The 12442-nt window shown below is 58.9% G+C and carries 6 protein-coding genes; 4 read left to right on the top strand and 2 right to left on the bottom strand.

The genetic code is table 11. From position 1 onward, the window contains the following. Positions 1-10: 10 nt before the first annotated feature. A complete protein-coding gene (locus EM6_RS02715) occupies positions 11-2692 on the bottom strand; it encodes a beta-mannosidase (protein WP_172961113.1) in 2682 nt (893 codons plus the stop codon). Between the two features lie 243 nt (positions 2693-2935). Further along, entirely contained in the window at positions 2936-5602 is a 2667-nt protein-coding gene (locus tag EM6_RS02710; RefSeq protein WP_126420128.1) for a TonB-dependent receptor, read from the bottom strand. A gap of 401 nt (positions 5603-6003) precedes the next feature. Between EM6_RS02710 and EM6_RS02705 the strand changes: the two genes are divergently transcribed. From EM6_RS02705 to EM6_RS02690, 4 genes are all read left to right on the top strand, one after another. Next, positions 6004-7536, top strand: a complete 1533-nt coding sequence (locus tag EM6_RS02705; protein WP_126420126.1) for a tryptophan halogenase family protein — start codon at positions 6004-6006, stop codon at positions 7534-7536. 6 nt (positions 7537-7542) lie between these two features. Next, positions 7543-8325, top strand: coding sequence for a copper homeostasis protein CutC (locus EM6_RS02700; protein ID WP_126420125.1), 783 nt, complete (start codon positions 7543-7545; stop codon positions 8323-8325). Positions 8326-8335: 10 nt separating this feature from the next. Then, positions 8336-9244 carry a BadF/BadG/BcrA/BcrD ATPase family protein gene (locus EM6_RS02695; protein ID WP_126420123.1) on the top strand — a complete coding sequence of 303 codons (909 nt, stop codon included), beginning with the start codon at positions 8336-8338 and terminating at the stop codon, positions 9242-9244. A gap of 297 nt (positions 9245-9541) precedes the next feature. After that, a complete protein-coding gene (locus EM6_RS02690) occupies positions 9542-12328 on the top strand; it encodes a TonB-dependent receptor (protein ID WP_126420122.1) in 2787 nt (928 codons plus the stop codon). Positions 12329-12442: the final 114 nt, after the last annotated feature.

Here is a 12442-nt window from a genome sequence, read left to right as displayed (position 1 = left end):
GATCGGGAAGTCATTGCGCGGCACCATAGAGGGAACGGATGGTCAGCGCCCGGCGCAGTTGCGCTTCGGAAGCTGAAGTTTTGAGATCAAGGGTGACGGTCTCACCGGGTAGCAGATCGAACGCATTGTCGGACAGGCTCACCTCCAGCGCGTCCGTGTCGACCCAGACCTGCCGCGCCAGCGTGCGCGCCGACAGGGTAAGGCGATAGCCGTCCGCCGTGCGGGTCAGGCGCGACCTGATCTTCGGATCGCTGAGCGCCAGCGCCTTGGAGGCGACGAAATAGCTCTGATGCCGCGAGATAACCCGATCGTTTTCCAGAAGCTCGACGCTGACCAAGGTCGATTTGGGATCGGCGCCTTTCAGCAGGTCGGCATCACTGAGCCGCGTGACGACCTGTGCGCTGAGTGGGGCGGCGTTGAGGTCCTGCGTCCATTGCGACAACAGCTTGCCGTCGAGAGTCATCACCTTCAGCCGCCAGTGCAGGCGCGCCTCGCTCTGGCGATCAGATACCACCGACAACTCGGTCACGCCGTCGCGGCGCAGCAGCGATACGGAGACGGGAGCATAGAAGCGACGCGCCGAATAGTGCAGCGCCTTCCAGCGGCCGTAATAATCCACGCTCGACCAAGACGCCACTGGCCACACGTCGTTCAGTTGCCAGTAGAGGCCGCCCATATTCTGCGGGCGTGAGGCGCGCAGGTGACGCGCCGCCAGTTCAATGCCTTCGGCCTGCATCACCTGCGACAGATAGACGAAGTCCTCGAAGCGCTTGGGCTGACCGTAATTGTTATTGATGTACATCAGAAGGCGCTGATTGCCGCGCCCCTTGTCGAACTTCTGGTGGGCGATCATCACCGGGGCATCAATGGCCATATCCTTTGGGCCGGCAAAGGTCTTGATCGTCGCCATAACCGGGAAGGATTGCAGCCCGTATTCCGACATGAAACGCGGCGTTACCGTCAGATAGGTTTCCACTGGCTGCTTGCCGCCCCAGACCGTCCAGTAGTGGACGTTCCCGTCGCGGTCACCATTCGACGGCCCGTCATAGTTAGCGGTGGGGGAACCCGGCCAATAGGGTACGCCCGGTGAATACTTATCGACCGCGCCGCGCAGCACCTGATCGAACAGACGAACCAGACCGGTATGGATGCGCTCGGCCTCCTTACGGCCCACCTTGTCCTTCAGGGCCTGACTGTCGCTCCAGTTATCCCAGTTGACCTGCACCTCATTATTGCCACCCCAGATGACGATAGACGGATGGTGGCGCAGGCGACGCACCTGATCATAGGCCTCCTGACGCACGTTTTCGCGATAGGCTTCGTCGTATGGCGGGATGGAGCCGCCAAACATGAAGTCCTGCCACAGCATCAGGCCGTGGGCGTCGGCCCAGTCGTATAAGCCTTCATCGAAATAGTGCCCTCCACCCCACAGACGCAGCATATTCATGTTTGCGTCGATGGCGGTTTTCAGGATGCGATCACGATAAGCATCAGAGACGCGCGGCGGCATCATATCGAGCGGGATCATGTTGGCGCCCTTCATATAAATGGGCACGCCATTGATCAGTATGTCGAAGCTGCGCCCCCATTCGTCCTTCTGGCGGCGAATTTCAGAGGTGCGCAGACCAATGCGCTGCACACGCTCACCCATCACCACGCCGTCGCTCAGAACACGTGCGCGGACGGTGTAGCGGTCCGGGCGACCATAGCCCACCGGCCACCAGCGTTTCGGATGGTCGATACGCACAGGCAGGCTGAGGCTGTTGCTACCGGCATAGAGCGGAAAATTTTGTGTCTGGGTCTGCGTCTTGCCGTCCGGATCAGTGACGGTAACCTCCAGCGTGGCGTTGCGCGCGGCGTCGGCGACAATCTCGAACCGAGCCTCCAGGGCGGCTACCTGATCGTCAAGGTGTTGTTGCTGCGCATAAAAATCCGACAGGCGCACCCCGTCATAAATATCCAGCCGCACCGGTCGCCACGGCCCCAGCGTCACGATGCGCGGGCCCCAGTCCCAGCCGTACTGATACCCGGCTTTGCGCACATAGGCCGAACTGTTCTGCCCCAGCGGCTCATCGCCAAAGGCCGAGTCATAGGCCCCCGGCTGGTAATAGCTGAGCCCCTGCATAAAGGGCCACATTTTATTGATCGGTGAGGCAAAACGGATATGCAGGCGATTGGCCCCGTTCACTACCATATCCTTAACCGGCACACGCCAGGTGCGGAACATGTTATCCGTCGACAGCAAAGCCTTACCGTTCAGCGTCACCTCGGCAAACGTATCGAGCCCGTCAAATACAAGGTCGATATGACCGCGCTTAAGCGTCGCCTCATCCAGCAAAAACGACGTTTCGTATTCCCAGTCGGACAGACCGACCCACTGCGCCGCCGCCTCGTTCAGGCCGACATAGGGGTCTTTGAGCTTGCCCGACGCGATCAGGTCGCTCTGCACCGTACCCGGCACCGTGGCCGTCATCCAGTTTGCGACTTCGGGATGGGCCGCGCGATTGGGGTCGCCCTCAGCGATGCGAAAACGCCACCCCTCCGCCAGGGTCCGCGTCTCAGGCCCTTTCAGGATCTCCGCCCGCGCCGGCACGCTCACCAAAGAGAGAGCCATAATCAGCCAGAGACAAAAAGCGATCAGCCCGTCCATCCCGGCGACCACACGCCCCTTCGAAATCACTGCCCGATGCACGAATGGTTCTCCCTTGTTCTGCACAGCCCTCTGGCCACCCGCCCCGCAAGAGGCGCGCCAAATTAATAGCAATTCAAAAAATTCAATCAACTAAAATAAGTTTTTGCAAACGATTTTAATTTTAAAAACCAAATCAGTTAAAAGCAAAAAAGGCCCGCACCTCAATTGAGGGCGGGCCAGTTTGCACCAATAATACAGTCAGGATAGTTTAAATACTCATACTAAAACGCAAATACTGAAAAATTACATTTTCAGATTCACACCAACGAAGAAACGGCGGCCGTTCTTGTAGAAGGCGGTCGGCGCGTCTGCAAACGAGCTGAACGAGTAGTACATCTCGTCGAGCAGGTTCTGGCCGTTGGCATAGATCGACACCTTGTCATTGACCTTATAGGTGGCCGACAGATCGACTTGCTTGTAGGAGTCGGTGAAGTCCTTCGAGTTACGACGACCGATGCCCGTGAAGTATTGCGAGCGGTAGTTGTAGCTCAGACGAACCTGCCAGGGGCCTTCTTCGTAATAGGGGATGAAGCTGATGGTATCACGCGACAGGTACGGCATGTTGTAGGCCGTCGTGCCCGTGTCGGCATCGGCGAAGGTGTAGTTCGCGATGACACCGAAGCCGTAAGCGATATCCTTTTGCCCTTGCAGCGCAAAGCCGGTGACGGTGGCTTCCTGAGCATTGAAGGGCGACGAGAAGGAATAGGTCGCGTTGGCGTTGGTCAGCTTGTTGAAGAAGACCTTTTCCTGCGTATCGCTGACGACGTAGGAGCTGATCTTGCGGTGGAAGAGTTCCAACGCCAGAAGGCCGGTCTTGTCGAAGTACCATTCTACCGAGGCACCGAAGTTGGTCGATTCATACGGCTTCAGGTTGGCGTTGCCGCCACCGCCGGTCAGCTGACGGTCATTCAGTTCCACCGTGCCGGCCAACTGGCTGTAGCGAGGACGAGCGATCACCTGCGCCGCACCGACCTTGATCAGCACATCATCGGTCGCTTCATAAACGACGTTGATGTTCGGGAGCAGCTTGGTTTCCTTCTGGGTCACGCTCTTGGGCGTGTAGGTAGTGCCGCCATCCGTCGTCTCCCAATAGTTGGAGATGTCTTCGGTAGAAACCAGACGCGCACCGACGTTACCGCGCCACTTGTCGTGACGGAAGTTGCCTTGCAGGTAAGCGGCGGCGATGTTTTCCTTAACGGTGAATTCCATGCCGTACTTCGGCCCGTTATAGCGGGTGATGCTGGCATTGATGACACCGAAAATGCCGTCGCGCGTCAGACCCAGATACTGCATGGCGTTGCCGCTGCCGCCCATATCAGCCCACAGGCTGTTCGGCGTAACCGCAGAAGCAAAGTCGCTGAGGTACAGGGTCTTGTTGGCGAAATAGTCCCAGCCCTCGGCATCCAGCGAGTTCTCGTGCTTGGTCAGCTTGGCGCCGAACAGCACGGTCTCAAAGAAACCGTCCAGATTGCGACGGAAGTCGATCTGACCATAGGTTTCCTTGTCGGTGGTGCGGCTGCGTTCCATGCCGCCCATCTGGACATAGTTGCCGGTCACGCCGTTGATGGTGCTGGTCGAAGACGACGGCGAACGGAAAAACGACTTGGGCGTCGTGGGCGACGTATCGTAGTTGATATAGGTGCTGTTGGCCGTGAAACCGAACTGGAAGCCCGAATTCAGATCGAAGCTGATCATGCGCTCCGGCTCTTTACCACCGGTCGCCTGCGTCCAGCCGACATTACCCGAGATTTTCCAGTCACCGGCATTCCACTTACCGGCCAGGTTGACACTGTCCGTCTTGACAACCGTGGTGCGCAGGATGGCGTCATACTGCGTCAGACTGCCGGTGCCAGCGGCCTTTGCCGGGATATAGGCCCCGGTGATCAGGCCATTCGAGACGGTGAAGTCGCGCGCATTCGAGCTGTTCCACACCGGAACGGCGTACATCGACTGATTGTAGTTGGTGTAGTCGCCTTCGATGTGCAGGGCCGTCAGGTCGAACTGCGTGTCATCATTCGGCTTCCACTGTATGGCCGTGCTGACGCCGGTGCGCTGGCGGGTCTGGTCGAAATAGGCCCAGTTGAAGCAGCAGGGCACATTGGCGGCCGCCAACTGGTTGTAGGACGCCAGGGTCGGCGCCGCGCCGTTGATCTTCGGGCCGGTGACATTGTTGCCAGACACCGTGAAGGCGCTGTTGAAAGCACCAGCACCCATATAGCCGAAGTATTCGATACCGGCGCGGTGCAGTTGCTGCTTGTCATAGGTGGCCGCAACGAGGATACCAAAGGTACGGGCTTCGTTGCGCCAGCTATACAGGGCCGAACCACGTACATCGCCCTTTTCCGAGCGGTCATTATAGCTATAGCCGAGCGAGCCGGTGATGGTGCCGGGCTTCAGGTCCAGCGGCTTGCGGGTTTCGAGGATAACCGTACCACCCAGCGAGCCTTCGTCGATCCACGCTTCGGGGTTCTTGTAAACCTTAAGCTGACCGACGATTTCCGGCGCCATCATCGAATAGTTGAAGGTCCGGCTGGTCGGGTCGTTCGGATTACCGCCCCAATCGGCCGAGGCAATCGAGTGGCCATCGACCAGAATGCGGTTCAGAGCCGGATCGGTACCGTGAATCGAGACCTTTTCGCCTTCGCCGAAGTTACGGTCAACGCTGACGCCCGGCAGGTGCGACAGCGATTCCGCGATATTGGTGTCGGGAAACTTGCTGACGTCTTCAGCCGAGATGACATCGACAATGGCGTCGGTCTTCTTCTTGATAGCCGCGGCCTTTTGCAGGCTGCCCTTGATACCGACAACAACAACTTCCTGTACGTCGTTGCCTTGCTGTGCGTAGGCGGCGCCCGAAAGCATCACCCCGACGAGCGCCGTGCTCATTAAAACAGAGCGTTTCAAACTCATCACTTCGTCCCCTTAAATGGTCATAAATCCATGGTGGCTCGCACGCCGTTCGCGTCGCTTGTGTGACACGAGAGTGGCGTTCGTATAACGAGCGTATGACAACTTTGATCTCTGTCAACGATAATTCATATATTTGATTTAATTATTGTACGTTTTGGGGACCAAATTTGCCATATAAATAGACCCATAAAACCAGAATTTCGATTTCTGTAGATTTTTATTGAATTATTTCAGGTATATAAATTTTCCACAGAGCCAGCTAGCCATAGGACCAATAATAGACCTTGATGTAAATTGGCAACATAACCACTAAAATACCAAATTGGCATTGCGCCGTTCCGCAAACTTTGTGACCCTGTGTTTTCATCTTTGAAATACCCCCTCTTCGATCAGGCTCCCCCATGCAGGATTTACCTCGGAAGCAACCGGGTTTTCGTAAAATTGTCATTGTTGGCGGCGGGACAGCCGGCTGGATGACGGCGGCCCTTCTGGCGCGACTCACCGAAGGCAAGTTAGGGCAAATCCACCTGATTGAGTCGGAAGACATCGGCACCATTGGCGTCGGTGAAGCGACGATCCCGCCGATTCAGGACTTCAACCGGCTTCTGGGCATAGACGAAACGACGTTTCTGCGCGAAACGAAGGCCACCTTCAAACTGGGGATCGAGTTTCGCAACTGGCACCAGAAGGACGACAGCTATATCCATCCCTTCGGCGTCATCGGGGCGCAGATCGGGCGGGCGGCTTTTCACCACTATTATATACGCGCCGCCCTGTCCGGCGACACCACCCCTTTCGAAGCCTATTCCCTGGCCAGCGTCGCCGCGCGGCAGGGGCGTTTTGCGCCCGCGCCACGCCATGACACCGGTGTACATTCCACGCTTGGCTATGCCTATCACTTTGATGCCGGCCTGTTTGCGCAATTCCTGCGCCGTTATGCCGAAGCGCGCGGCGTCGTGCGTCACGAAGGCCGTATTACGCAGGTGAACCAGCGTGCCGAAGACGGCTTTATCACTGGCGTGCAAACCGAACGGGGGGACACCCTCGACGGCGACCTATTCCTCGACTGTTCCGGTATGCACGCGCTTCTGCTGCAAAAGACGCTGGAGACGGGCTTTGAGGACTGGAGCCACTGGCTGCCCGCCAACCGGGCCTGGGCGGTGCCCTGCGCCAATATTTCAGAGCCCCTGCCCTATACACGGGCCACGGCCCACAGCGCAGGGTGGCAATGGCGCATCCCGCTGCAACACCGTACCGGCAATGGCCACGTCTTCAGCGCAGACTTCATGAGCGAGGACGAGGCCCAGCGGATACTTCTCGACAACCTCGATGCCCCGCCCTTGGCTGATCCCCGCCTGATTCGCTTCCGCACGGGCCGCGCCCGACAATTCTGGCACAAGAATGTGGTCGCCATCGGCCTGTCCGGCGGCTTCCTTGAGCCGCTGGAGTCCACCTCCATCCACCTGATCCATTCGGGTCTGATCAAGTTCATGGACCTCTTCCCGGACCCGGACTTCAATCCGCTTTTGTCCCAGCAATATAATCAGGCGGTCGGCATGGATTACGACACCATCCGCGATTTCCTGATCGCCCATTACAAGCTGACCAAGCGCGACGATTCCGACTTCTGGCGATACTGCCGCGAAATGAGCATTCCCGCTTCGCTCCAGTACAAGCTGGATCAGTTCAATGAGAGCGGGCGCGTCATCATGTCCCGCGGAGACCTGTTTCAGATCCCCAGTTGGCTGGCCGTCCTGTTCGGTCAGGGTCTGAGGCCCAGGCGCTATGACCCGCTGGCCGATCTGATCGAACCGCAGGACCTGTCCGCCATACTGCACCAGATGCAGGACACCATCACCGATTACGCGAACACCATGCCACCGCAGGCCCGCTACCTCGAAAAGCTGGGCCTTACGATCGTGGCCGGAGAATAAAGTTAGATGTCGCTTTCCAAACACCCCACCCTGCTGGCCGAGCCCGCTCTGCGGCGCCTCCCCACCCCACCCTGCCAGCTGGAAGTCTGCGTGGACAGTCCACGCTCGCTTTATGCCGCAGTCGAAGGCGGGGCAGCGCGCATTGAACTGTGCAGCGCGCTTAGTCTGGGTGGCCTGACACCGGGGCCCGGCCTCGTGCGCACGGCGCAGGCGCTCGGCCACTCCACCCGTGCCATGATCCGCCCCACCGAAGGCGGCTTTGTCTATAGGCCGGACGATCTCGATGTCATGCGTCGCGACATCGACGCCATGGCCGATCACGGTCTCGAAGGCGTGGTGATGGGCGCGCTGACCGAAGAGGGTTATCTGGATGAGAGTTTTCTCGCCCGGCTGTGCGCGCACGCCAAGGGGCTGAAAATGACCCTGCACCGCGCCATCGATCTGACGCCTGATCCGCTTGACGCTCTGGAAACGGCCATCGGACTGGGCTTTGACACGGTCCTCACCTCTGGGACCCGCATGCGCGCTATCGAAGGGCTTGAGACCGTGAGGGCGATGGTCGAGACTGCGGCCGGACGCATCGACATCATGGCCGGTGGCGGTGTCAATGCCGCGCAGATCGGCCAGATCATCAGCGCCACCGGTGTGCCCTGGGTGCATGGGTCCTGCTCGCGCCTGCAGGAGGTCGGTCCCGCCGAACTGGAGCTGGGCCTGTCGAGCGACTCCTACCGCCTCACTGAGGCTTCGCTGGTCCGGGCGATCTGCGACGCCCTGCTGACGCAAAGCTGAGGCAAGGTTCATGTCAGGATACTTCATCGGCATTGATGGCGGCGGCACGCGCTGCCGCGCGCGACTGACGACCTCAGACGGTCGCATCCTTGGGCAGGGCCTGTCGGGGCCAGCCAATATTCAACTGGGTCTCGACTATAGCTGGGGCAATATCCGCGAAGCCATCGACCGCGCGCTGGATCAGGCAGGGCTCGAGGCGCACATCTTCCCTGAGTGCCGGCTGGGGCTGGGACTGGCCGGCGTGGTCACCGAAGCGGACCGTCAGCGCGTGGCCGCCAAAGCGGCTGCGTTTCACAGCGTCAAGGTGGCCACCGATGCCCATACGGCCTGCCTTGGGGCCTTTGAGGGTCGCGACGGGGCCATCTTTATCGGCGGCACGGGGTCGGTCGGCTATGCCTGGTTGTCGGGTCAGAGCCATCAGGTCGGCGGCTGGGGCTTCGCCTTGGGTGATGAAGGCTCAGGGGCCACTTTGGGGCGTCAGGCCCTAAGGCTTACCCTGATGGCCAGCGATGGTCTGATCGAAGGTTCGGCCTTGACCGAGCGCGTTATTCGCTTTTTCACCAGCGCCGGTATCGACCTGCATGGTTGGCTGGCTGAGGCGCGGCCCACCGATTTCGGCACCTTTGCGCCGGACGTGGTGGAACTGGCCAAGGCCGAAGACCCACTGGCGACCGGAATCATCAAGACCGCCGTGCGCTGGCTGGAAACCTATGTGCAGCGTCTGACGGCCTTGGGTGCCCCGCAGGTCTGTCTGCTGGGCGGCGTCGCACCGCATTATATACCCTATCTGTCAGACGCAACGCGCCCCTTCATTGCCACAGCGCAAGGCGATGCGCTGGACGGTGCGCTTCTGATGTGTGCGGGTGCCAGCGAGGGGCAACTCAACCCCTGTAACGACAGTGCATTTTCCGCATGTTAGCCTGATTTGTTTCCTTATTTGTGGAAAGTGTGCGTTTTAAACTTTGCGCCTGTTCTGGGAGCAGATGCGACAGGGTCGGTCACCTGACGAGATATCTGCCCCTTTTTGCCCGCATTGAACCCGCCAGGTTTGGTGGAAGCCCCAAAATGAACTGATCCCTTCAATTCATTTCGCGCATTGATTCATGCGCGATTGGGATTCGCCCGCCTTTGTGAAAGCTGCCTAATATCTGGACAAAATCAGAAGCGGATGCCGCTACGGCATCAAAGGCAGCTTCATACAGGCGAGGAAAAAGACATGCACACAAGACGAGCCTACACGGCGCGCCGCCGTTTGGCGTGCGGGGTTTCCACTCTCACGCTTCTGGCGCTGGGCACGCCGGTCATGGCGCAGCAGGTGGCTCCGGAAGCTTCCGAGGCGCCTGTCGAAGTGGTCGTGACCGGCTTTCGGGCTTCGTTACAAAGCGCCATTCGTACCAAGCGCAACGAAAGCGGTGTCGTCGATGCGATCAAGGCTGAAGACATTGCGGATTTCCCCGATCTGAACCTTGCAGAATCGCTGCAACGCATCCCCGGCGTCGCCATTACCCGTGTCAATGGCGAAGGCCGCCAGATTTCGGTGCGCGGGCTAGGCTCGGAATACACCCGCGTGCGTGTCAACGGTATGGAAGCCATCGCCACCACGGGCGGCACGGTCAATTCCGGGGGCACCAACCGCACCCGTGGCTTCGATTTCAACATGTTCGCCTCGGAGCTGTTCAATAGTTTGAGCGTGCGCAAGACCGCCTCAGCCGAGGTCGAGGAAGGCTCGCTGGGGGCGACGGTTGACCTTCAGACCGCTCGGCCCTTCGATTACAAAACCGGTCAGTTCGTCATGTCGGCGCAGGCCAGCTATAATGATCTGGCGCGCGAAGTGACCCCGCGCGTGACCCTGATGGCCAGCCGGCGCTGGGCGGATGGCAAACTGGGGGCGCTGTTCTCTCTGGCCTATGAAAAGCGGCATCTGCTGGAGGAAGGGGCCAATATTACACGCTGGACCTATGGCGGGGCCAATAGCGGTTTCAATACGGCTTCGACGCTCAATGGCTATACGATCGCTCAGATCAACGACACCAATACGGCGACGGCCCTCTATCACCCGCGCATCCCCTCCTATGTCAGTTATGACATCAACTCCGAGCGTCTGGGCCTGACGGGATCGTTCCAGATGCGCCCGTCAGACGCGACGCTGGTGACGCTCGATATCCTCTATTCCGACGTCAAAACCACCCGTGGCGAGCATCAGCTTCAGGCCATTGGCTTCAGCCGGGCTGGCACCGGCAAGCCACAGACCATCATCCGTAGCGGCACGGTTGAGGGGAAAAACATCGTTCAGGGTGTGTTTGATAATGTCGATCTGCGTACCCAGACGGCCTGGGACGAGATGGAAACCGAGTTTACCCAGTACACGCTGACCGTAACGCATAACTTCTCGGATAAACTGCGCGGCGGCTTTATCGGCGGCTATTCGCGGTCGGAATTTTCCAACCCGGTCTCGACCATAATCACCTTTGATCGCGCCAATTCGCAGGGCTACAGCTACGATTTTCGTTCTCGACTGCCGGCTATCGGGCTCAATTTCGATGCCACCAACCCGGCCAACTGGTCGATGATCAATGGCACATCCGAGGTGCGTATCCGCCCCAACTTCGTGACCAATGCTTTTGCCACGGCCAAGGCCTATCTTGAGTTCGATGCCAACGAAAACCTGACGATCAAGGGCGGGCTGGATAGTCGCAAGTTCAGCTTCGACTCGCGGGGCTATTATCGCACCTCGGAAACCGTGGTGCAGACCCTGACGGCCGCCGAACTGGCCGATGTGTCGAGCGTCTATTCGGGTTTCGGTCGCCATCTGGATCAGCCGTCGGGCAATGCCACGGCGTGGCTGGCCCCTGATCTCGACAAGTTTGCCGCCAAATACAACATCTATTGCAATTGCGGCATCTATGCCCTGACCGACATCAACAATTCGTCGGCGCGCGGGCAGTGGATCACGGTTGATGAGACCGACACGGGTGCCTTCCTGCAAGCGGACTTTAAGTTTACGGCGCTGGGTGTGCCGTGGCGAGGCGATGCCGGTCTGCGCTACTTCAAGACCGATCAGCGCTCGTCTGGCTATGCCGCGGTGGGGGCGGTGATCAAGTTGGTCGAAGCGTCGCGCAGCTATGACATGACGCTCCCGTCGCTCAATCTGGCGGCCGACGTCACTGACGATATCGTCTTCCGGGTCAGCGCCGCTGAAACCATTGCCCGCCCGTCGATCGCGGGCCTGACGCCCGGCGGTGATGTGGCCATTCAGGGGGCCAATCGCGCCTATTCACGCGGCAATCCCTATATCAATCCGACCAAATCAAAGAATCTGGACCTGTCGTTGGAATGGTATCCGGCTCCCAATTCGATCTACGCTTTTGGTTTGTTCTACAAGAAAATTGATACCTTCGTGCAGACCCTGCGTCAGGACATTCCGTTCAATCAGTTAGGTCTGCCGAATTCGCTGCTGGACGGGACAACCGCGACAGCGACCGACATCTTCGCTGTCAGCCAGCCGGTCAATTCACCGGGCGGCGATCTGAAAGGCTTTGAGGTCAATGCGCAGCAACAACTGAGCTTCCTGCCGGGCTTCTGGCGTAATTTTGGTGTGCTGGCCAATTATACCTATGTAGACTCTACGATTGATTACCTGACCTCCACCACACCTGGCGCACTGACCGTTTCAGAGACGCTTGTCGGGCTGTCGAAAAATGCCGCCAACCTCACCCTGTATTATGAGACCGAAAAATTCTCGATCCGGGGATCGGTTGCCTATCGGGAGGGCTATCTGACGGCCGTTCCGTCCAACGATGGCAACACGGTCGCCGGCACCAATGAGACGACCAATTTCGACATGCAGGCCTCCTACAACCTGACGCCTAAGCTGAAGCTCAGCCTCGAAGGCATCAACCTGACCGATGAATTCAACGATCAGTACGTCGATGCCACCAACCGCCTGAATGTGCGTTCACACACCGGACGGCAGTTCTTCCTCAGCGCCCGCTATAGCTTCTGATCCGCACCTTGTGCGGGCGTCACCCTGCGCCAAGCCGTCGGTCATTCTTCCCCGTTTGGACCGGCACACTTCGGGCACGGCTGTTCCCTACAGCCGTGCCTTTTCTTTTTCTTC

It is taken from the genome of Asticcacaulis excentricus, assembly GCF_003966695.1.
Lineage (GTDB): Bacteria > Pseudomonadota > Alphaproteobacteria > Caulobacterales > Caulobacteraceae > Asticcacaulis > Asticcacaulis excentricus_A.
This window is presented reverse-complemented; position numbering and strand designations above follow the sequence as displayed.